The organism is Carboxylicivirga agarovorans (assembly GCF_050589845.1).
Taxonomy (GTDB): Bacteria; Bacteroidota; Bacteroidia; order Bacteroidales; family Marinilabiliaceae; genus Carboxylicivirga; species Carboxylicivirga agarovorans.
In genome coordinates this window covers 62740-86081 of the sequence record NZ_JBNGPA010000025.1, presented here as the reverse complement: position 1 = coordinate 86081, position 23342 = coordinate 62740, and the positions used below count along the sequence as shown (strand labels likewise).

The window sequence follows — 23342 nt, the reverse complement described above, 5'->3', positions numbered from 1 at the left end:
GGTTATTTGCTTGCTATGAGCATATTGAACAATAATAACAGTAAAGAGTAGCTTTTTGTAAGGAGGAGAGCTGATTTACATGATGCATAGATCTATACGTTTATAAAACTTCTTTTCGAACACTAAAAGGCAACGCCCCTTGTTGTGATGTTTTAGGTCTTCAGCCTAAGAAATATCTTATTTACAAACTGGATCCATTATGCATTTAGAAAAGCTGGTAACTTCCTTAATAGCCTCTTTAGTTTATTTCTAATTCGCCAGAAAATTAAACATTTCCAGATTAGACCCAGCTTTTGTATATGATCCATTAATACCTGTATTTCTCAAAAATTAACCTATTGATCCATTAAATCAGCCTCAATGTTTATTGAGTTATCATCGAACAAACATCGAACAAACATCGAACGAACATCGAACAAACATCGAAGGAACTATGAAGGATTGATTAATTAAACCGGGCAGAAATATCTATCGGGAATGAAACGATTACATCCGTAAAAAACTTTTTCTATGATCAGATTTTGTGTTTGGAGTCAACTTTTGTTTGTGATCCCTGCAGGTCCCACTTTTTAATGATAGTATCAAAAATGCCCGATACTTTATCGTAACGGGCATTTGAATGGTATATCTGAAACCTATTTTAAATGTTTCTTATACATGTATTGGGCATATTCTTTGGCAGCTTTTGCAAAAGACTCCTGGATACGCAAACCTGCATCAAAATCGTAACCTGCAGCTCCTGTTCCCGGGCTGGCAATAATTTCCAGCTTATGGAGGATCACATCAGGATTAGCCGTTTCAAAAATGGTAATGATATGGTTTGTCTTAGCAGGCTTTCTCATTACGCCCACGTTAAAACCCGGTTCGATGAACGACGTATTTACACACATGGTGTATTTAGCTGTTTCGTTATTGGCAACGACTTTTGAGCCAAACAGCTTACCGCCATGAATGTTAAACAGCTCAATGAATTTTACCGGATATCTGTCTGTTTGGTCTTTTTTCCATTTGCCACTCCATTCTTCTCCTGTACCCTGCTCTTTTTCGTCGCGTTCTGAAATTTCGCGTTTGATATAGTCGCTTTCATCCATCTTGCCAACCTTCAGGTCATCATAAGTAAATATGATGTTTATATTCTGATCGCCTTTGATGCAATCGGGCTTGCCATCAATTGTTTTTAGTTTTTGCGCAAAGCCTACGCTTGTCAGTGCACATGCTATTACTAGCAATAGAATTTTTTTCATGTATTATATTTTAAAGTGTGTCCGGCAAATATATTATTACAATAATAATTGTACTCATTAATTACATGGGTTGATCCTTTCCTTTGATAAGATGCCCTTATCGCGTGTATAAGCTGTAACCTTTTGTACTGTTTTTATACAAAAAAAATGGCCTGCAAAGAAACTACTTTGTGGGCCATGCCTTATTAATTATATAAAGTTGTTTTATAAATCAAGGTAGACAGAGAGTCCTACCGATACCGGATACAATTCGGGGCCTTTATTCTCTTCAAATAGGGTAGAGAAGTAGTAGGTGCCATAGAGGTTAATGGCACGGTAACCCATGCGCACCATGGCGCCGTATCTAAACTTTTGTATGTTATAGCTGCCTTTTTTCTTTTGCTTGTGCGGAGCTTCATTATCATCGTATACAATACGGTTATATGAGTTTATGCGCATGCCACCAATACCTCCGGCCGAGAAATAAAATGAATTGCGGTGCCGGTTAGTGGGTATCTGGAATTCCATAAGCAAGGGCACGTTCAAATGCGTAGTCACCAGTTTGTTTTTATCAAGCGGACGGGTTGCATCTTCATAAGTGATGTTGCCTTCATCGTCTTTTGTTAAGATGATGGGGTTTGAGAAATGATAGTTGTTCCATTCAATTCCCAGGCCGGTAACAAGGCCAATGTTGCCACGTCTGTCGAGGCCAATACTCCATTGAATGGCATTAATGGCCCAGGTGTTCGATTTGCCGGCATCCAGTTCCATGTATGAATCTGAAGCAGGCAGGCTGGTGCTGTTATTGTATGTGACATAGTTGTTAAAGCCAAATTCAATTCCGGTATAGTGGCCCTTGAACCGTCTTGATCTGTACCTGTAGCGGTCCCTGTCTCTGCCACCAATTTCAATATAGGTGTCATTGCCTTTTTCATTGACCACAATGTCACCACCTAAAATTCGTATATGCGTTTTATTACCATCTTCATCTTCAATCAATACTTCTTTTTCCTTATTGCCTTTCGTGGTAATTTTCGTTGATGGTGATTCGTCATAATCATTGGTTGGTATTGGTATGTCCAGTGGCTGTCCACTTTCATTGATCCATACCATTTGACCTTCAAGTAATGCTTTGGCTTTTCCGTCTTCAAACTCCCATATGTGAGAATACATCGGAGGAATTATTTCATTTCCCATGTAATCGATGTAACCTACTTTTCCATCCTTCAGTATGCGCGCTTTACCATCTTCAAATGACCATATTTGCTGATATTCACAAGGAATGATTTCATTTCCATTCCTGTCGATATAGCCAATTTTACCAGCTCTGAGAACCCGGGCCCTGTCATTGTCAAAGGCCCATATCTGTTGGTATTCGCAAGGAACGACCTGTTCACCTTCTTTATTGAAATAACCGAGTTTACCATGTTTTAGCACTTTTGCCAAGCCATCGTTAAATGGCCACACCTGGTCATATTCAGTTGGAATAATGATTTGCCCGCTGATGTGAAAAACCCCTGCTTTACCTGATTTTAATACTCTGAAAAAACCATTGTCATCAAGGTTCCATACCTGGTTGTATTCACATGGCACAATAATTTCACCATTGGCTTTTATAATACCAACCTTGCCGTCTTTCAGTACCCTGTAAATTCCCGATTCTATTTCCCAATGGCGTTCATACAGCGATGCTATTTCAGGCTCTATCGTCTGTGCCTGCATGCCAAATAACGGTATGAGAAGAAGTAATATGGTTGTTACAAGTAGCTTTTGCATGGTATCTGATATTTTTTAAAATTGAATAAGCGATAGTCCTATTGTAAAAGGATAAAGCTCCGGTCCTCTGTTTTCGCTGTACAAAGTTGAGAAATTGTAGGAGGCATACAAATTAATAAAGCGATAACCCATACGTACCATTGCTCCATACTGGAATGCCGTCAGGTTGATATCGTCGCGACCTTTGTCTTTGCTGCGGTCCCCGTTCTCTTTATAAACAACTTTTGTGTGTCCGCCCAGTTTAAAACCACAGTAGGGGCCCGCTGAAATATAGAAACGATGAAATTGTTCAGACGCCGGTATTTGTAACTCAAACAAAAGCGGGATATTAATAAATGATGTGGTTATCTTGTTTTTCTCCACTTTTCGCTCTTCAGGTATTGGTACGCCAATGGTTTTGCCGGTTTCCGGATCACGCTCAAAGGTATAAGGCAGGTCGGTGCGATAGTTATAGAATGTCCAGCCGGCACCAAGCACCATTCCAAAGTTGTTTTTATGTTTTTGTAGTCCAATGTTATATTGCAGGAAGTTAATGCTAAACATAACCGACTTAGATGCATTTAAATCCATAAACATGGCCTCGGGAGGCAGGTCGGTTGAGAAATCAGATGTCATGTAACCATTAAAACCCAAATCGCAACCGGCCCAGTGGCCTTTGAACTTCTCGCGAGGCACCCGCACCATTCTGATGCGTGCCCGATCGTGATCCTCAATGACTTCAAAACGGCGTCTGCCAATTGTGATTTTGGTTATGGTATCATTGCGTTCATCAACCTCTAGTTTTACACCGGGAGCTTTGATTATGTTTTTACCATTCTTTTCTTCAATGCTCACAATGTTTTTAGATTTCTCCTGTGCAAGACCCTTGGTTGTCGTTAGTAAAACAAAAGTAAAGGCCGATATTATAAGAAAGAAGTTTTTCATAGTTGTAGTTTTTGATATTCAGGAGTAGGACGCTCGTGTTTCTTCATTTGTTACAGCGAAAATTCATATCAGGCTAGAAAAACTCATAAAACATTAGTATATTGAATGTTAATATTTTAATCTAAGCCTTATGAACGTCGCAATATTTATAGGAAGCCCACGGATCAATGGTAATACAGCCACGATGGCCAATCGTTTGACGGAGCATTTATCAGGTAAAGGTGTTACCTGCCGAACCTATTATCTCTATCATCATAAAATACAGCCTTGCATCGATTGTCGTCGTTGTAAAGCGGAAGATCAGGAATGTATCCAAAACGATGGTATGAACGTTTTGTATAAGAACCTTGAGTGGGCTGATGTGATTATTTTCGGAACACCCATATACTGGTTTGGCCCCTCGGCACAAACTAAACTGATGATAGATCGTTTCAGACCTTATTTTGCCAATAAGAAGCTATATGGAAAGCGAGCTGCATTAATATTGCCGGCCGGTTCGGGAGAGGGAGATTGTGACATGACCATTGAGCAGTTCAAGCGTGTTTTTAAAGCACTGGGTATGGGGCTGATTGATGTTATTACCCTTCAGGCATATGACGAGGGTGATGCCGAACTATTACTAAAGAAACATGATTTTGTACTGGATCTGGCTGTTAAGATTATGCAAAAGGAAGAAGTGTAAAAGTTCTTTCAACTAAAAATATAGTGGAAAAAGTTTGCCTGCAGAAAAAGATGCCTTATATTTGAACTAACAATTTAGTTGAATAGAATGAAAGAATTGACCAAAGCAGAAGAACAAGTGATGCAAAAACTATGGGAGCTGGGCAAAACCAATGTTAAAAGCATCGTAGAACTTATGCCGGAACCCAAGCCGGCTTACAATACCGTATCCACCATTGTACGTATTCTCGAGAACAAAGGATTTGTCGACCATGAAAAGGTAGGCAAAGGGTATGTGTATTTTCCGGTAGTGTCGAAAGAGCTTTATAAAAAAGCTTTTATGAACCGCTTTATGTCAAATTATTTTCAGAATTCCTTTAGAAATATGGTATCCTTTTTTGCAAAGGAAGATAATATGGATGTCAAAGATCTGGAAGAATTATTGAATGATGTAAAGAAAGATTTGGATAAGGAATAGCAGCTACAATTTATGTGGTGGTGATTTAAACTGATAAGATTGCAGACACTTTTATCTGTTATGGAACCACTTCATAAGCCTTATTGGTATTGTTGCTGCAATCCTGTTAGTCTTAACAACTAATACTATGGATGTAATAGTCAATTATTTATTTGAATCAGCGGTTATATTAGGTTTTTTAACAGCCTTTTACCGGCTGGTAATGCATTACGAACCAACATTTAAGTTTAATCGCTTTTACTTATTAAGCGCTTTATTGCTGGCTACTGTTGTTCCGTTAATAAGCTTTTCGATATACAGAACAATGGTGCCCGAGGGCGAGGTATATGTGGGTAACGTACTTGAAACCATAACTGTTTATGCCCAAAATACAAAAGCTGTGGTTGTGCCGGTGGTGGCACAATCTGCTGCATTTAAATGGTTGTACATTATTGGTTGCGGAGGCTTAATGCTGCGTTTGCTTTATGGTTTTATCCGATTGGGCGGATTGGCCGGTCAAGTAAATCTGGTTAATTTTAAGGGGTATAAAGTAGCTGATCTGCCCGGTCAGTTTAACCCGTTTTCATTCTTTAATGTGGTGTTTGTCAATCAGTCGCGATACTCTGATGAGGAGTTGGAGCAGATCATGATTCACGAGCTCACACATGTTCGCTTAAAGCATAGTTGGGATGTGCTTTTACTCGAATTACTGCTGATTGTTCAATGGTTCAATCCTTTTGCGTGGTTCTTGCGCAGTTTGCTAAAAGAACTACATGAGTTTCAGGCCGATCAACAGGTACTTGAAAAAGGTTATTCAGCTAAAAGTTACAAAGAGTTGTTGTTGTTTCAGGCTACGGGTGCCCGCCTGTTGCCGGTTAATAACTTCAATCAGTCGCTTACAAAAAAACGATTTACCATGATGAAGAAAGATAATATTCAAAAAATATTTAGTTTAAAATCAGTGTTTGCCATTGTTACTCTGTCAATGGTGGCAGTGCTGTTTGCCTGTGAGCTGCGCGATGTACCGCCAGAGCTAACCCAGGAAGAAAGTGAAATGAAAGAGGCTATTGAAAATTCCAATGCACAGCTTAAATCCGGAACTGGAGAAGTGTTTTTTATAGTTGAAAAGATGCCTGAGTTTCCGGGTAAAGAGCAGGGCTTGAGAGAATATATTGCCAAGAAGGTAAAGTACCCTTCTGAAGCTCAGGCGGCAGGTGCCTTCGGACGATCATACATTACTTTTATTATTGGTGATGATGGCTATGTTAAAAATGTTGAAGTTGCCAGAAGCAGCGGCCATACCATACTCGATGATGAGGCTGTTCGTGTTGTTTCATCGATGCCGCAATGGAAGCCTGGTAAACAGCGTGGGAGAGCTGTTAATGTGAGCTTTACCATCCCTATTAACTTCTCTTTGAATGGGGGAGATGATATTAAGGAACAACGTGCAGAAAATGCTAAAAAGTACAGCCCTGAAGAGCAGGCTCAAATGATTGAGGAATATAAAGAAAAGGGAGTTGACATTGTCTTTGGAGATGACGGATCAATTGCGACCATTACCGTTAATAAAAAAGGCAATGCTACGCCTGTTGCAAACTAAATTAATTCGATCTTTATAAAATACATGCGAACTATCGGTGGATAGTTCGCATGTTTTGTATGTGACCTGGAGTATCATTCTGCTTGTCGAATATAAATACTATTGAATTTATCAATACCCAATCGATCCTTTGTATAGCTCCTGATTTCACTTAATTCCAAAACGTATAGAGGTATTTTTCAACGCAATTACATTTCTCGAGTAATTTTTCGTTTACCAGAATAAGAAATGAGGATGTGTAGCGATTCACATATGACATACATTGGTTTGGATAGGGTAATTCATCATTACTATTAGTACTACTAAAAAAACTATTATAAGATTACAATAAAGTTTATACCTTGTTCTGCAAATATTTTAATTACAATGGTGAATAATAAATGTGGTTTAAAGTCAGAGCAAGTGTTATTGAAATCGATATCCAAAGGTTGCATCAAAAGCTTTGAATACTTTTTTCAACGGACTTACCCACGTTTATTAAATTACGCTTGTTTGTTTATCGAAAATAGAGAAACAGCTGAGGATATTGTTCAGGATGCATTTATAAACATGTGGAATAAGCGCCATGAAGTGATGCCAGATAAATCAGCTGAGGCCTTAATGTTTAAGTCAGTTCGTAACAGGTGTTTAAACTATTTACGTAATCACAAAACCTACATTTCACATATTAACTCTGCTAAAATAGAAAACCTTCAGTTTCTAAGCCATTATGACTTTTTGGGTGAAGAAGAAGAAGCGCTGGAGGAGTTATTATTAAAAGAGTTGGACAATGCTCTTGAAAGCCTTCCTGAAAAATGCCGTCAGGTTTTTGTATTGAGTAAGATAGACGGTGTTAAACAACAGGATATTGCAAATCAACTCGGTATCTCCATAAAAGCAGTTGAAAAACATATTGCCATTGGAAAGAAAAAAGTTCGTGAACATCTAATAGAAAAGTTTCCTGCTTTGGGTATTCTGATTAATCTTTTTCTGGATTATTAATTTTTTTCAAAGAAACAGGTAGGGTTTTTTTTATTGTCCGGGTATTTCAAGTAGAAACGCAACGGATAAATGGAAAGAATTATAGAAAAATATCTGAATGGAATTGCTACTAAAGGAGAGCAAGATATCCTTTTAAGTTTTGTGAGAAAGGATGACTTGAACCTGCAATTTTTTCAGAAAAAGAAAACAGAGTGGAAGAGTAAGGAAATGGAAATGCTTCCCTTGTCCACAATGAATGCATGGAGAGCGATTGAAAATCAGGTTCAATGTTCGCCAAAGAACCGTTTCATATGGATAAAGCCTGTTTTAGCCATTGCTTCAATCGTGTTGATAGGCTTATTGCTTTCAACTTATCTATTTATTTTTAAGCCTGAGAATGTGCTAACGGTGCAAACTGTGAAAGGGCAAACTATTGAGGTTGTTTTACCAGATTCAACAGTTGTTCATTTAAATGCCAATTCAAGTATAAGCTATAATCCAATTCTGTTTTCATTTAAACGAAGTGCTGATATGACAGGCGAAGCTTTTTTTGATGTGCGAAAAAAATCTTCAAAAGACTTTTTGCTTAACGTTAATGATTTAAATGTTAGGGTGCTGGGTACACGTTTTAACGTGAATGCTTATAAAGCTGAGCAATCAATAGATGTGGTGCTTGAAGAAGGAAGTATTGAAATTACCATGGATGATGTCCCTGACTTTATCAAAATATTAGAGCCGGGGCAAAGGGCAAGTGTTAATATGAATCAACAAAAGCTCTCGCTTTCACATGTTCGTACAGAGAACTACTCATCGTGGAAAGATGGCATTTTGCATTTTAAAAATAGTAATCTGTTTGATTTTTTCACTTCTCTGGAGCAGCGCTATGGTGTAGTAATCGCCGTCGAAGATAATGAGGTTCTTCGAAATTTGAATATCAGCTTAACCATTGAAAACGATCGTTTAGATGATGTTCTGGATGTCGTACAGCTGTCATTACCAGTGAAAATTAAAACTGAAAATAACATTTTTAAAGTAACACTAGATAAGACGAGATATAAGTCAATAAAGTATAAAAAATAATTGTTTGAGAAATCAGGAAAGTGTTGCGACCACTTCCCTGATTTGTATCTGCATAAGCAGGTTTAATTACTATTTAAACATATCAAATCTATGAAAAAAATGTGGTTTATGAAACCGCCTCGGCATGCTGTAGGTGGAACAAAACTCTTTAGGGTTATGAAGTTAATTGTATTGATGATTGTATTTTGCGGATTGAACTTGTCTGCTTCACTAAAGGCACAAAAACTTGATTTGAAAATCAAAAATGGGACTTTGATTGATGTGCTAAATGCTATCGAAAAACAAAGCGATTATCGCTTTGCGTATAGTGCCGATTTTGTTGAACTCAATCGCGAAGTAAGTATACATGTGCAAGACAAAGAACTTACTGAGGTGCTGGATGAATTGCTGGATGGAACTGATTATTTATATCGTTTGCAAGGTGATTTCATAGTGTTTATTCCTACAGTATCAGAAGAAACGAATCGAGCAATTCAAAATCAAACATTATTAATTAAAGGGAATGTTACTGATGTTGCAGGCGATCCCTTACCAGGAGTTAATGTTTTTGAAAAGGGTAACTCCATCAATGGCGTTATTACCAATATCGACGGTAGCTATGAAATCAGTGTTAGTTCGTCTGAAAGTACCATTGTATATTCGTTTATTGGATTCGAAAGTCAGGAGATAGTTGTTGCGAGCAGAACCAATATTAACATTACGCTTGTTGAAGCATTTACCGATTTGGACGAAGTAGTTGTTACCGCCCTTGGTATCTCAAAAGAGAAAAAGCGCGTTGGATATGCCATTCAGGAAGTAGATGGTAAGTCAGTGCAAAAAGCCATTGCACCTAACGTTATTGAATCAATGACCGGTAAAGTGGCTGGTTTGACAATTACTAACAGTAATGAATTCTTTTCAGACCCAGGAATCTATTTACGAGGAGAAGTGCCATTAATTGTGGTTGATGGCGTGCCAGTAGGAACCGATATGTGGAATATTAATTCAGACGATATAGAAAGTTTCTCCGTTTTGAAGGCCGCTGCCGCATCTGCCCTTTATGGTTCAGCAGGTAGAGATGGAGCCATTCAAATCACAACTAAATCAGGGGGAAAGGGCGATAAAGGTACAACGGTTACCGTTAATTCCTCTAATACGTTTCAAACAGGTTTTTTACGAATTCCACATGCACAAACTGATTATGGTCCTGGAGACAGTGGTATTTACGAGTATGTAGATGGTAAAGGCGGTGGGAAAAACGACATGGACTATGTAATTTGGGGGCCTAAATTTGATGGTCGCTTATTGCCTCAGTACGATTCGCCAATCGATCCGGAAACAGGTGAGCGAATTCCTACGCCATGGGTTGCACGCGGAGAGGATAACCTAGGGAATTTTATGGAAACAGGTGTGCTTAGCTCTACCAATGTAACTGTTCAAACAGTTGGTGAAAAAGGGTCATTTACTGTTTCTGATACTTATCGTTATAGTAAGGCATCAGTACCGGGTGCTAAATTAAACATTAACACATTACGTTTAAGAGGATTATTAAACATCACTGATAAGTTGAACCTGGATGCCTCTTTACAATACAATTATCAGTTTGCTGATAATATGCCTCGTTCAAACTATGGTCCGCATTCACCTGTTTATAACATGACCATTTGGGGTGGTGCACACTACGATATCCGCAATTATAAAGACTACTGGAGAGAAGGAAAAGAAGATATAGAACAAAATTGGGTAGAAAGCTGGCGTTACAATAACCCATACCTGGTAGCCAATGAATACAGACAGCCATATAAGAAAAATGATATTCTAGGCTTTATGAAATTAAACTACAAGTTTAACGACAAGTTTGACATGTTTGTAAGAACACATATTAACAACTATAGCAGAGTTCGTGAAAGAGAAGTACCTGTTGATATGTACGATTATGATGTGCCAGACAGGGGAGGACGATTTTCACAGACACTGGATAACAGCATGGTTTCAAATACCGATTTCCTTATAAATTATACGGATAAATTCTTTGATGGCGCATTTGATGTTCAGGCATCTTTTGGTGGTAACCAACGCCTTTACAAGTATAGTTACACCTATGCAAGTACTACACAATTGGTTGTTCCGGGAGTATTTAAACTAAGTAACTCCATTGACAGAGTGACACCAACTTCTTACAAAGAACAAAAAGGAGTATATAGTTTATATGCTTATGCCGACTTTGGGTTTAAAGATTACTTGTTTATGAATGTTTCAGGGCGTGTAGATAAATCATCTGTTTTAACGGAGAAAAATTCATCTTTCTTTTACCCATCTGTTTCGATGAGTGGTATTATAAGTAATATGGTTAATTTACCAAGTGCCATTTCATATTTGAAGATACGTGGAGCCTATGCAAAAGTGGGTGGTGATGAACTTGGTGAATTAGGAGTTTATGGGGCTATAAATTCATACTCAACCGGAAGCCGTATTCGTAACCTGCCTTATGCAGAATATCCTGATAACCTGGAGAACCCTGATTTGGAACCTTCTTATAACTCATCATTTGAAACCGGCTTAGAAATTAAATTCTTTAACAATCGCCTTGGTATCGATGCTTCATGGTATCAAAATACATATGGGCCAGCTGTTTATACATTAAATTTTTCAGAAGCAGCAGGTTATACTAATATGTTGCTGAATGGGAGAAAAACACGTAAGACAGGTATTGATTTAACCGTTAATGCTACACCAATTAAGAAGCGTAACTTCAACTGGAATGTATTGGTGAACTTTGATACATGGGATGAAACCTTATATGAGTTACCAAATCTTCCGGACGGAACGCCACAAACGGCTGAAGGTTATGTTAAAATTGGAGCCGGAGTTGATGATTACTGGTATACGGACTGGGAGAGAACTCCTGATGGGCAGTTGATTATTGGCGATAATGGTTTGCCGGTAGTAACAGATTTTTATGTCAACCATGGAAGTACAATGCCAGATTTCTCATTAAGTATGACCAATACCTTTGACTATAAAAACGTGAGTTTATCATTCTTGATTGACGGTCGTTTTGGTGGTGTTACTTATGATCAATATGAGCGCGATTTATGGCGTTCAGGTTCACATCCTGATGCTGTTCATCAAGAGCGTGAATTATCGAACATAGCTTATGCTTATGGCGGCGATGCTAATACCATGCTTATTGAAGGTGTTAAAGTAGTAAGTGGTGAAGTTGAATATGATCCGGAAGGAAACATTATCTCTGACACCAGACAATACGCGTCCAATGATGTGATGGTAGACTACCAACGCTGGGCTAAAAACTACATGGGAGCGTGGCAAAGTAACCTTATCGACAAATCATTTATTAAGCTTAGAGAGGTGACCTTAACTTATAATTTACCACGAAGAGTACTTGATAACACATTCTTAAATGCTGCATCTGTATCTTTTGTTGGCCGTAACTTATTATACTGGACCAAGGCAGATACATTTGGAGACTTAGATACCTACTCAATGGGCGGAAGTAATACCGATTTACAATTGCCTTCGCAGAGAACATATGGCTTCAATATTAATCTAGCATTTTAATTCGTACTATAATGAAACATACTATAAAGATATTCTCTCTTCTACTGGCTACAGCATTGCTTAGTAGTTGTTTAGATTTTGAAGAGTTACGCGAAAACCCCAATGAGCCCAATTCGGTTGCTCCAGGTTTGTTGTTTACAGCTTTGATACCAGGTACTTATGCATCATTTGATAACACATACATGCACTCGCAGTATCACCTGAGGGCCGATACTGATTATGGAGATTTTAGTTATCGATATGGTTCATCAAGCTTTAGCTATAACGATATCAAAGATATTGGTAAGATGGAAGAGGAAGCTATAACTGCGAACGCTCCTGCTTATCTAATTATGGCTAAGTTTTTACGTTCTATTTACTATATTCAAATGACCCGCGATATGGGAGATATCCCACTGTCAGAAGCCGCAAGAGCTGAGGAAGGAATCATCCGACCTAAGTATGATACTCAAAAAGAGGTCTATATTCAATGTCTTGAATGGCTTGATGAAGCAAGTAATGAGTTAGCAGACTATATTAATGAGAACCCATCTGTCACCTTGACCGGAGATTTTTATTTCGATGGAGATTTAAGAGCATGGCAGAAAGTTATTAATACGTTTACGCTTCGTACCCTTATTTCATTGAGTATAAAGGCTGATGATGCAGATCTTAATGTTAAAGGCCGATTCGCTAATATCATTAATAACCCGGCCGATTATCCTTTGATGGAAGGGTTGGAAGATAACATGCAAATAGAACACTGGGATGAAGATGATTTTAGAGGCATTTACAATCCGAATAATACACAATATATCAATATCATTGTTTACCTTGATACTTACATTGATATGTTAAAGGATTATCATGACCCAAGGTTGTTTTCAGTAGCCGATCCTACATTAGTCGCTTTAGAAGCTAATCCGGATGATCCGGAAGGCGTTAGAATGGATTTTGATTCTTATGAAGGTTGCGACATTTCAGACGATGCTAATACCAATGCCGTAAAAAGAGCAAATGGTGAAGTATCAAAACCTAATGCCGACCGCTTCAATAACTTTGCTGGTCAACCATCCATTTATATTGGTTATGTAGAGCAAGAGCTAATTATTGCCGAAGCTGCCCATAGAGGATGGATTTCTGCCGATGCTGCTACGCATTATAACAATGGCGTTAGAGCCTCAATGGAGTACTACAATGTGAGTAGCACTGATACAGATGATTATTTAAGCGGTTCAGGTGCTTATGAAACTGGAGATGCAGGTTTAACCAAAATCTTGGAACAACAGTACATCGCGTTGGCTGAAAACTCAGGTTGGGAATCATTCTTTATGACCAGACGTACCGGCGTACCTACTTATAAGTTTTCTGAAGTTAATTTAGTAGAGCAAATTCCGGTACGGTGGATGTATCCTGCCTCTGAAATAACGGATAATGCTGATAATTACCGCGCTGCTTTAAGCGCTCAGTTTGGCTCTGAAACAGATAGTCGCGATGGTGTAATGTGGATTCTTCAAGACTAAAACTAAAATTATCATTTTATTGATAGCAATGATGATAATATTTTAAAAAAGAAAAACATGACAAAACATATTCAACATAGAAAATTGAAGTTGCTAACTTCCATATTCCTTGGAATGGTTATTCTTTTTGCCACCAGTTGTGATAACGATGGCGAAGGATGGAATGACAAGAGGTATTTAACGAATTACGCGATTAAATGGGATAACCCTAATCCCGTAACTGGTTTGCCTTATACCGAGGAAGAGTTAGCGGAATTATCATATGATCCAACTGAGCAAGAGCGTTTTAAAGGAGAGCAACCAGTCGTGCTTTCACTATTGGTATCAAAGCCAATTGAGCAAATAACTGCCATGGATGGAACGACAGGTGATATTGTTCTTACTGAAAAAACAGCAGTTACCAATGGAGAAATGTACCGTGTTACATTTAATACAACACTAGCTGAGTTAAATATTGAGTACGGTACAAGTAAACCGCTTAAATTTGATATTTCATATGCTGATAAATCGGTCGGTAGTTCATACTTTAAAATTGTAGCACCTGTTCCAATGCCAGATTTGTCGGAAATATTGGTGGGTCAATGGTTGTTTGATGATGCATCAGACCTAGAGAAGGCTACTGTTGGTAATGATATTGTGCTTGGAGGTTCAATGATTCACACTGCTGTAGCAGGTGTGACTGCTACTGATGGTGCTGCTTTACTTGATGCAGGAACACACTATTCCATAAATCATGGACTACCTGCTGTTGGTGGAGATAAGGTAAATGAGTATACCATTATCTATGATTTCATGATGTCAGCGGATTATCATTCAAGTTACGCTCCAATTTTCCACCCTAATTCAGATGCAGATGCAGCATACTACTCATATTATGGTTGGTATTATTTCCCAGCTGTCGGTTCATACGGTGGCTATGGCTATTTTTATGAATGGAGCAGAGTCATCTTTACGGTATCAGAGGAGTCAGTATCAATGTATGTAAATGGGGAGTTTAGTACTTCTAAATCAGTTTCAGCTGATGGTGTATATGCGCTTAGTACAGATGCCTTGTCAATATTTACAGGGGGTATGCCTTATTATGTATCGGATATTACCCTATTGAATATTGCTTTAACGCCTGAATGGGCTACTGAGGATATCCCTCCTGTAGGAGTGCCTTTGCAATAATGAAATAAATCGATTTGAGACTTTTTTAAATTAAAAATAAGTCGGAAACACCTCAATTGGTACAGGACATTTTCTTGACCTGTACCAATTGATTTCAATTATTTACTGCAAACCAGAGCGTAATAAATGTTATGAGAAAGGTAAGTTTTATCGTTTTTTTTATATTAATCCTAGGATGTAATTGTAATGTTGTTACTGCAAGCATAGCAAGTGTTGCTAATGATAGCCTTCCAATACCCGCAGCACAATGGAACTTTGATGATGCTGATAATTTAACAAAAGCTGCTTTAGGTGATGATTTGGTTCTCAAAGGAAAACAGCAGTCTATTGCTGGCCCAACAAATGATAATCGGGCTGTACGCATTGGTCCTGGCAGTTATTATATAGTTAAACATAACTTAAGACCTAAGGCTAACGAATCGTACGTGAACACCTATTCTATATTGTTCGATTTAAGAATAAACGGAATAGAAAACTGGCATTCGTTGTTGCAAACTAATACAGAAAACGATGAGGATGCTGAATTATATATACGCTATCCACAAGGAACATTTGGTTACAGTGCCACTAAGTATTCTTACACTAAAGTGGGTATTAATGTATGGTATCGTCTTATTATGGTTGTTGATAATGGTACTGAATACAGCCTATACCTTGATGGGAAAAAAATATTATCCGGCAAGGTCCAGGAAGTTGATAGTAATTACAGCCTTCGTCCGGAGTTATTACTATTTGTAGATAATAAAAACCAGGATGATTGGATTGATATTGCACAAGTTAGCTTGTACAACAAAGCATTAACAGAAAAAGACATTGAAGCCATTGGTCCATTAAAATTGTCGCCAAACCCTATTATAACACAACCTTGGTTCCAGAATGTAACAACATCTGGTATAACCGTTATGTGGGAAAGTAAAGTGCCAGAACCAGGAACGCTTTACTACGGCTCAACCGAAGAGTATGGTAAAAAAACAACTTCAGAGGTGGTTAAAACCAATGCAAATACATATATACACAAAGCAGTAGTTGATGATGCGAACCCGGCATCAAGCTATTATTGTTACGCCGATGTGAATGGCTTTTCTTCAGATAAACGCCGTTTTACGACTGCACCATCGTCACCCGACGAACAATTTAATGTGGCATTATGGTCCGATAGCCACTATTCCTTTCCATGGTCAAAAATGGCCGCCTTTATAGTCGATAGCATTCAACCCAATTTTGCATTTAATGCAGGTGATATTTCAAATTACGGCAACTACAGATACGATTTAGGAACTGTATTTCTGCCATATATTTGCGGCACCCTTGGTTCAGAAGTTCCTTTCTATACAACCTTTGGTAATCATGATGTTGGTGAACGTTGGGGCGGAGGCGATTTAATCAGACAGTATCACGATTTACCCAAGCAGTTTAACTCAGATCCTAATGCCTTTAGCGGCAGCTACCTGATGATGTATTCTAATGTTGCATTTATTAGTATTGATTGGGATAGGATGCAGCAAGACCTTGAGCCTGGTGGTTGGCTCGAAACTGTTTTACGTTCAGACCAAGTACAGAATGCAAGGTTGCGCTTTGTATTTATCCATTGTGCACCTTATTATGAAAGGTGGCAGAAAGCCGAATTGCCGGAAGTAAAAGAGCAATTACCCACTATTGTTGAAAAATATAATGTGGCTGCCGTATTTAGTGGACATATGCATGGCTATGAAAGAGGTGAAAAGGGTGGAGTGCAATATATTACCATCGGAGGTGGTAGTTACATGGATGTTAAGGAACCCGTAGGGCCGGTTATATATGATCATATTGTTAGGGGTACCGATAAAGAAGATAACCCTGAGGATTTTAATAATGGCCTTAATAATAACTTGCTAACATTGGAAGTTGAAGGCTCTAAAGCTATTATAAAGCTTCATTACTTTAACCCAAAAGGACTGTATCAAGGAGTGATTGAAGCCATTTTAGTAGGTGAATAGTTAATTTAAGAAAAATAAAGGAACTAATGATTTGTGCCGTAATAAACTGGTTAATTTCTAATTGGGTGATTTATTCGTTTTTCACCTTACTGGTAAAAAAAGTTGATTCTGAGGTATTACAGGTTAAATATCAAGTAAATGGTTTATGGTAATGAAAGACATGAAACTACATCGTTATTTTAAATTTACTGTGATTGTGCTGCTTGTTGCTACATTAAATAGCAGCTGTTGGCAAAAAACGGGACGACAAACACAGCCCAATGTTATCTATATTCTGGCTGATGATTTAGGTTATGGTGATTTGAGCTGTTACGGGCAAACCAAATTTCAAACCCCTAATATTGATGAACTTGCTCAACATGGAATGCGCTTTACACAGCATTATTCAGGCAGTACTGTTTGCGCACCATCACGCAGTGCACTCATGACAGGCCAACATACCGGTCATACCTGTATTCGTGGTAATAAAGAACGGTTTCCGGAAGGACAACATCCATTACCGGCTGAAACTTATACTATTGCTAAATTATTTAAAGAGGCTGGTTATGTAACAGGAGCTTTTGGCAAATGGGGTCTGGGTTATCCCGGTTCAGAAGGCGATGCCAACAACCAGGGATTTGATACCTTTTTTGGTTTCAACTGTCAAATGCTGGGACATCATTATTACCCCTATTTCTTAAGGACTAATCAGGATAGCCTTATTTTGGAAGCCAATGCCGGTAAGCAAACAGGTATTTACGCGCCAGAACTCATTCATGAAAAAACACTTCAGTTTATCGAAGACAATAAGGACAAGCCTTTTTTTATGTATGTTCCATCCATCATACCGCATGCCGAGATGTTTGCGCCGGACGAATATATGGAGCGTTTTCGTGGTAAGTTTGATCCTGAAAAAGCTTACAAAGGTGTTGATGATGGTGAGCGTTTCAGAAAAGGACCATATGGTTCTCAGAACGAATCGCATGCTGCATTTGCTGCCATGATCACTTTGTTAGATGATCAGGTTGGTGAAATAGTTCAAAGAATCAATGAACTGGGCTTGGCCAATAATACACTTATTATTTTTACCTCAGACAATGGTTCGCACTATGAAGGAGGAGCAGATCCTGACTACTTTGATAGTAATGGTCCATTAAGAGGCTATAAACGTGATTTATATGAAGGAGGTATTCGTGTGCCTTTTATTGCAACTTGGCCAGGCGTTATTGCAGAGGGCACAACATCTGATTTAATTTCCGCTTTTTGGGACATGATGCCAACCTTTGCGGATATTACTGAACAAAATACTCCGCAAGCGATTGATGGAATATCTATTTATCCAACCTTGTGTGGGGAAGGCGTTCAACAAGAGCATGAATACCTTTATTGGGAATTTCATGTTTGGGGAGGAAGAAAAGCCCTAAGAAAAGGAAAATGGAAAGCTGTTCAATATGATATTAATAGTAACCCCGATACTCCAATTGAACTGTATGATTTATCAGTAGATATTGGCGAAATAAATAATGTTGCCAATAATCATCCGGAGATTATTTCCGAAGTAAAACAGATTTTTGAAAGTTGCCGAACAGCATCAAGTGTCTTTAGGTTCAGTAGCGAATTAAACTAAGCTGTTCATCTTAGCTTGAAAATTAGAATATTAAAAATAAGTAGTAATGACAAATAGCAGACGATCGTTTATCAAAAACATGGCTCTTGGAGCAAGTGTTGTAGGTGCTTCCCCGTTAGCGGGATGTACAAATGGCTCAAAAGAAAATGAGCAGGTAGCTTATATCCGCCACAATGCGGAACGTATGCCTAAAATGGAATTCAATATGTGTGGCTATGCGGCTCCAAAGCTCGGTACTGTGCGTGTTGGTTTTGTTGGTATTGGTGATAGAGGTATTGGTGCCGTTGACAGAATGGGCTTTATCGAAGGTGTTGAGGTAACTGCATTATGTGATACCCGACAAGCAGCCATTGATGGTGCTCAGGCTTCTTTAGCTAAAGCTGGTTTGCCAAAGGCCAAAGAGTTTACCGGAAGCGATACTGCATTTAAAGCTTTATGCGATAGTGGCCTGGTTGATTTGGTATATATTGCTACACCATGGGAATGGCACGTGCCTGTTGCCCTGGCAGCTATGCGAGGAGGCAGTCATGCGGCTGTTGAGGTATCAACAGCGAAAACCATGGACGAATGCTGGGAAATGGTGGAAGTATCAGAACAAACTAAGAAACACTGTGTCATTCTGGAAAACTGCTGTTACGATTTTTTTGAGTTGCTAACTTTAAATATGGTTCGTCAGGGAGCTTTCGGAGATATTGTTCATGGTGAGGGGGCATACATTCACGATTTAGATTACTGGCATTTCAATAAGCCACAAGATGATAAGCCTCGAGGTGATGGCGCATATGATAAGCTGTGGCGTTTACATGAAAATACGCGTAAAGCTAATGTATATCCAACACATGGTTTAGGACCTATTTGTCAGGCCATGGACATTAACCGAGGCGATCGTATGGATTACCTTACAGCCATGATGTCCGATGATTTTACCTTGAAGCATCGCATTAAAGAACTGGCACCTGACCGACCGGATCTGCAACAGTTCATTGGCAAAGAAATGCGTGGTAATATGGATATGCAAATGATTCGTACCGTTAAAGGACGCACCATTATGATACAGCACGATATCAGTTCACCTCGACCATATTCGCGAATTCATATGTTGAGTGGAACCAAGTGCTTTGCTCAAAAGTGGCCATTACAACACATCGCTTTTGGCCATTATAATGCTGATGAAGCAAAAATGAAAGAGTTATGGGAGCAGTATACACCTGAAATTGTTAATCGTATCGGAGAAATGGCGAAGCAAGTTGGTGGCCATGGCGGTATGGATTTTATAATGGATTGGCGTTTAATTGATTGCCTTAGAAATGGCTTGCCAATGGATATGGATGTATACGATGCTGCTGCCTGGAGTTGCATCACTCCGTTAAGTGAGTGGTCTATTGCCAATGGTTCAAAACCAATTAATATTCCTGACTTTACCCGTGGTAAATGGAAGACCAATAAACCTGTTGAATTAACACTTAAGGGTGGTGGCACAACTGGCGTTCGAAACCTTGCTGAAGCTGATTCAAAAGAACAGCTATCGGTTCATTAATATTATTTGTAGCAAGGGAGCTGTCCCCTGCTAATACCTTTATTTATTGCATTTAATATTTCCACCGGTGCTATTCCTGACCGGATAACTTTATTACGATGACAAAGTACTTATTAGTATCATTATGGGCACTGGCTCACCTGTTAATCACACAGCCCATACCAGCCAATGAATTGAATGATTGGGAAAATCCTAAAATGTTTAATCAAAACAAGGAAGCTCCACATGCATCATTTATGAATTTTTCAAACATGAATGATGCCATCACAAAAAAACATGCGGCATCAGTTTACTACAAAAGTCTCAATGGTACATGGAAGTTTAACTGGGTTAGAAAACCAGCTGATCGTCCAACTGATTTTTATAAAACTGATTATGATGTAAGTAAATGGGATGACATTAAAGTACCATCTAATTGGGAAGTTGAAGGCTATGGCGTGCCCATTTACTGTAATCATCAATACGAATTTGCCAACTACAAAACGCCAGTCTCTGATGAAATTGAATTTGTTGATAAAATATATCCTGCCAATCCGGGACAGGTTCCGCACGATTATAACCCGGTAGGCTCATATCGTCGAACATTTACGGTTCCTCAAAGTTGGGACGGCCGCCAGGTTTTTATTCAGTTTGGAGCCGTTAAATCAGCTTTCTACATTTGGATTAATGGCAAAAAAGTAGGTTACAGCCAGGGAAGTAAAACAGAAGCCGAGTGGGATATTACCAAATACCTTCAGAAAGGTGAAAATACTTTGGCTGTTGAGGTGTATCGTTGGAGTGACGGCTCATATCTTGAGTGTCAGGATTTTTGGCGCATTAGTGGCATTGAGCGCGATGTATTTATTTATTCAACCCCTAAAGTACGCGTTCGCGACTTTTTTGTGCAAGGTGACTTAGACGATGCTTATACAAATGGAGTTTTAAGGCTTGATGTTGATTTAAAAAATCATGCAAAAGGCCTTCGTTCAGGAAACTACAAACTAAGCTATTTGTTGCTTGATCAGAATAAAAAAGTGATTGTTGAGGAGTCTTCTAATGCTAAGATTAATAAAAAAGAAAATTTAAAACTTCACTTTGAGGCAAACATTGAGAATCCTTTAAAATGGACAGCTGAAACACCTAACCTGTATACTTTGGTGATAGTGTTGGAAGATGCAAAGGGAAACAAGGAATATATTTCAACTAAGACCGGTTTTAGAAAAGTAGAAATTATTGATGAAGTTTTCTATGTTAACGGTGTTGAAGTGCTAATAAAGGGTGTTAATCGTCATGAGCATAATCAGCATACTGGTCATGTTATAAGCGAAAAAGATATGCTTCATGAAATAAAACTGATGAAACAGTTTAATATTAACGCCGTGCGTAACTCACATTACCCTACGCATTATCGTTTTTACGAGTTATGTAATGAGCATGGTTTATATGTTACCGATGAGGCTAATATAGAGTCGCATGGCATGTATTATGGTAACTATTCATTAGCGAAAAATCCTGAATGGAACGAAGCGCATCTTGATCGAAATATCAGAATGGTAGAGCGAAGTAAAAACCATCCTTGTATCATTGTTTGGTCAATGGGTAACGAAGCCGGTGATGGTGAAAATTTTACTGCTGTTTTTAAATGGATAAAAGAGAGGGATCCATCGCGACCTGTGCATTACGAGCGTGCCATTATGGGGCCAAATACAGAATTGTTTTGCCCTCAATATCCAGGAGTTAAGTACCTGCAAAAATATGCGTCAGAACATCAGGCTAAGCCAATGATTATGAGTGAATACTCACATGCAATGGGCAATAGTACCGGTAATCTGGTCGATTTATGGGATGTTATTCATGATAGAAGTAACAGGCAACTGCAAGGAGGTTACATTTGGGACTGGATTGACCAGGGACTATTGGAATTTGATGACGAAGGTCGCCGATACTGGACTTATGGAGGTGATTACGGCGAAAATATGCCAAGTGATGATAACTTCGTATGTAATGGTATCATCTTCCCTGATTTGACATTGCAACCGGCCATGTGGGAAGTGAAGTATGCCTATCAGTATGTTCGTTTTAGCAACGAAAACCTGCCTACAGGCGAATATAAAATTAGTAATTACCATGATTTTGTAAACCTTGATAACCTTGATATTCGCTGGAGTATTTCCGAAAATGGTAAAGAAATACAACATGGCTTTGTCGATTTAGAACTTAATCCGCATGAAAGCAAGGTGGTGACGATACCCGTTGCTGCAATAAAGGGACAAACAGATGCTGATTATTTCATTGATTTCTCTGTTCGCCTAAAGCAGCCCACATCACTTCTTGAAGAAGGGCATGAAGTGGCTCACGATCAATTCGTTTATCCGGTTCCTGTTCACCCTGTTCTTATGCCTGAAGAACAAGTTGCATTAGAGGCGGCAGAAAATGAGGAATTGATTAAAGTAACCGGCAAAAATTTTATCATTGAATTCGATAAAACGAATGGTGTAATTAGCAGGTGGACTGTTCATGGCAAAGATTTAATCCAAAGTGGTCCGGTTGCAAACTTCTGGCGTGCCCCTAACGATAATGATAAGGGCAGCAGAATGATTGGGCGTTTGGGTGTATGGCGAGAGGCAAGTCAAGCTATGAACATGAGTGACATTAAGCTTACAACTCTTTCTGATTATCAGGTTAGAATTACAACGCATTTCATGATTGAAGCTGTTAGTGCTGAACAGGTAATTACTTACCATATATCGGGTAATGGTAGGTTATACATCAATAGTGAATTTAAGCCTGTTAAAGATGATTTGCCTGATATGCCACGTTATGGTATGCGCATGGAAATACCCGTTGAATTTGATAATCTTAAATTCTTTGGACGAGGACCACATGAGAATTATTGCGATCGTAACAGAGGTGCATTTGTTGGTTTGTATGAGAGTAAGGTGAAGGATCAGTATGTTCCATATGTGCGTCCGCAAGAGAATGGATATAAAACAGATACGCGTTGGATTGAATTAAGAAATGATGATGGGTGGGGATTAAAAATAAGCGGTGCTCCAACATTGGGTTTCTCCGCGCTTCATAATCCTATTGAAGACTTTGATCAGGTGAATCATCAAGAGCATAAACACATTAATGACATTGTTAAAAAGGATGGTGTTTATATTACTTTTGACTTAAAACAAATGGGTGTTGCCGGAGACAACTCATGGGGGGCAACACCTTATAAGGAATATACCGTTCCTGCGCAAGCCTATCAATTTCAAGTCTCAATTGAGCCGGTTTTTTGATAGCCAATCAGGAATTACATTAAACGATATTTTTAAAAATCTTTTTA

The 23342-nt window shown here is 38.7% G+C and carries 15 protein-coding genes; 12 read left to right on the top strand and 3 right to left on the bottom strand.

What is annotated here, in order from left to right; all coding sequences use genetic code 11:
- Positions 1–635 precede the first annotated feature (635 nt).
- The 3 genes from ACRD69_RS19215 to ACRD69_RS19205 form a co-directional block, all read right to left on the bottom strand.
- Positions 636–1244, bottom strand: coding sequence for a hypothetical protein (locus tag ACRD69_RS19215; RefSeq protein ID WP_430816758.1), 609 nt, complete (start codon positions 1242–1244; stop codon positions 636–638).
- A 204-nt stretch (positions 1245–1448) separates the two neighbouring features.
- Positions 1449–2999 carry a WG repeat-containing protein gene (locus ACRD69_RS19210; RefSeq protein WP_430816757.1) on the bottom strand — a complete coding sequence of 517 codons (1551 nt, stop codon included), beginning with the start codon at positions 2997–2999 and terminating at the stop codon, positions 1449–1451.
- Positions 3000–3014: 15 nt separating this feature from the next.
- The gene (locus tag ACRD69_RS19205; protein ID WP_430816756.1) at positions 3015–3923 is read right to left on the bottom strand and encodes a porin family protein; all 909 of its coding nucleotides are present in this window, start codon (positions 3921–3923) and stop codon (positions 3015–3017) included.
- 130 nt (positions 3924–4053) lie between these two features.
- Here ACRD69_RS19205 and ACRD69_RS19200 point away from each other — a divergent pair, with 130 nt between their 5' ends.
- The 12 genes from ACRD69_RS19200 to lacZ all read left to right on the top strand — a co-directional run bounded on the left by ACRD69_RS19200 (position 4054) and on the right by lacZ (position 23295).
- Entirely contained in the window at positions 4054–4605 is a 552-nt protein-coding gene (locus tag ACRD69_RS19200) for a flavodoxin family protein (RefSeq protein ID WP_430816755.1), read from the top strand.
- A gap of 87 nt (positions 4606–4692) precedes the next feature.
- Positions 4693–5061: a BlaI/MecI/CopY family transcriptional regulator gene (locus ACRD69_RS19195; protein WP_430816754.1), complete on the top strand. Its 369-nt coding sequence runs from the start codon at positions 4693–4695 to the stop codon at positions 5059–5061.
- A 127-nt stretch (positions 5062–5188) separates the two neighbouring features.
- Complete coding sequence (locus tag ACRD69_RS19190) at positions 5189–6640, top strand: M56 family metallopeptidase (RefSeq protein WP_430816753.1); 1452 nt, start codon at positions 5189–5191, stop codon at positions 6638–6640.
- A gap of 366 nt (positions 6641–7006) precedes the next feature.
- Positions 7007–7621 (top strand): RNA polymerase sigma-70 factor, encoded by a 615-nt coding sequence (locus tag ACRD69_RS19185; RefSeq protein WP_430816752.1) that lies wholly within the window; start codon positions 7007–7009, stop codon positions 7619–7621.
- A gap of 69 nt (positions 7622–7690) precedes the next feature.
- Positions 7691–8680 (top strand): FecR family protein, encoded by a 990-nt coding sequence (locus tag ACRD69_RS19180; protein WP_430816751.1) that lies wholly within the window; start codon positions 7691–7693, stop codon positions 8678–8680.
- 156 nt (positions 8681–8836) lie between these two features.
- Complete coding sequence (locus ACRD69_RS19175) at positions 8837–12238, top strand: SusC/RagA family TonB-linked outer membrane protein (protein ID WP_430816750.1); 3402 nt, start codon at positions 8837–8839, stop codon at positions 12236–12238.
- A gap of 11 nt (positions 12239–12249) precedes the next feature.
- Positions 12250–13740, top strand: a complete 1491-nt coding sequence (locus ACRD69_RS19170) for a SusD/RagB family nutrient-binding outer membrane lipoprotein (RefSeq protein WP_430816749.1) — start codon at positions 12250–12252, stop codon at positions 13738–13740.
- 57 nt (positions 13741–13797) lie between these two features.
- Positions 13798–14910 carry a hypothetical protein gene (locus tag ACRD69_RS19165; protein ID WP_430816748.1) on the top strand — a complete coding sequence of 371 codons (1113 nt, stop codon included), beginning with the start codon at positions 13798–13800 and terminating at the stop codon, positions 14908–14910.
- A 131-nt stretch (positions 14911–15041) separates the two neighbouring features.
- A complete protein-coding gene (locus tag ACRD69_RS19160) occupies positions 15042–16886 on the top strand; it encodes a metallophosphoesterase (protein WP_430816747.1) in 1845 nt (614 codons plus the stop codon).
- A 151-nt stretch (positions 16887–17037) separates the two neighbouring features.
- On the top strand, positions 17038–18492 hold the full coding sequence (locus ACRD69_RS19155) for an arylsulfatase (RefSeq protein ID WP_430816746.1): 1455 nt from the start codon (positions 17038–17040) through the stop codon (positions 18490–18492).
- A 46-nt stretch (positions 18493–18538) separates the two neighbouring features.
- Positions 18539–20029, top strand: coding sequence for a Gfo/Idh/MocA family protein (locus tag ACRD69_RS19150; protein ID WP_430816745.1), 1491 nt, complete (start codon positions 18539–18541; stop codon positions 20027–20029).
- Positions 20030–20127: 98 nt separating this feature from the next.
- Entirely contained in the window at positions 20128–23295 is a 3168-nt protein-coding gene (gene lacZ / locus ACRD69_RS19145) for a beta-galactosidase, LacZ type (protein WP_430816744.1), read from the top strand.
- Positions 23296–23342: the final 47 nt, after the last annotated feature.

Excerpts from the sequence above, each read along its gene's own strand:
- ACRD69_RS19165 (WP_430816748.1), top strand. The coding sequence starts at position 13,798 with ATGACAAAACATATTCAACATAGAAAATTGAAGTTGCTAACTTCCATA.
- ACRD69_RS19150 (WP_430816745.1), top strand. The coding sequence starts at position 18,539 with ATGACAAATAGCAGACGATCGTTTATCAAAAACATGGCTCTTGGAGCA.
- ACRD69_RS19200 (WP_430816755.1), top strand. The coding sequence starts at position 4,054 with ATGAACGTCGCAATATTTATAGGAAGCCCACGGATCAATGGTAATACA.
- ACRD69_RS19160 (WP_430816747.1), top strand. The coding sequence starts at position 15,042 with ATGAGAAAGGTAAGTTTTATCGTTTTTTTTATATTAATCCTAGGATGT.
- ACRD69_RS19215 (WP_430816758.1), bottom strand. The coding sequence starts at position 1,244 with ATGAAAAAAATTCTATTGCTAGTAATAGCATGTGCACTGACAAGCGTA.
- ACRD69_RS19195 (WP_430816754.1), top strand. The coding sequence starts at position 4,693 with ATGAAAGAATTGACCAAAGCAGAAGAACAAGTGATGCAAAAACTATGG.
- ACRD69_RS19190 (WP_430816753.1), top strand. The coding sequence starts at position 5,189 with ATGGATGTAATAGTCAATTATTTATTTGAATCAGCGGTTATATTAGGT.
- ACRD69_RS19210 (WP_430816757.1), bottom strand. The coding sequence starts at position 2,999 with ATGCAAAAGCTACTTGTAACAACCATATTACTTCTTCTCATACCGTTA.
- ACRD69_RS19185 (WP_430816752.1), top strand. The coding sequence starts at position 7,007 with ATGGTGAATAATAAATGTGGTTTAAAGTCAGAGCAAGTGTTATTGAAA.
- ACRD69_RS19155 (WP_430816746.1), top strand. The coding sequence starts at position 17,038 with ATGAAAGACATGAAACTACATCGTTATTTTAAATTTACTGTGATTGTG.
- ACRD69_RS19170 (WP_430816749.1), top strand. The coding sequence starts at position 12,250 with ATGAAACATACTATAAAGATATTCTCTCTTCTACTGGCTACAGCATTG.
- ACRD69_RS19175 (WP_430816750.1), top strand. The coding sequence starts at position 8,837 with ATGAAGTTAATTGTATTGATGATTGTATTTTGCGGATTGAACTTGTCT.
- ACRD69_RS19180 (WP_430816751.1), top strand. The coding sequence starts at position 7,691 with ATGGAAAGAATTATAGAAAAATATCTGAATGGAATTGCTACTAAAGGA.
- lacZ (WP_430816744.1), top strand. The coding sequence starts at position 20,128 with ATGACAAAGTACTTATTAGTATCATTATGGGCACTGGCTCACCTGTTA.
- ACRD69_RS19205 (WP_430816756.1), bottom strand. The coding sequence starts at position 3,923 with ATGAAAAACTTCTTTCTTATAATATCGGCCTTTACTTTTGTTTTACTA.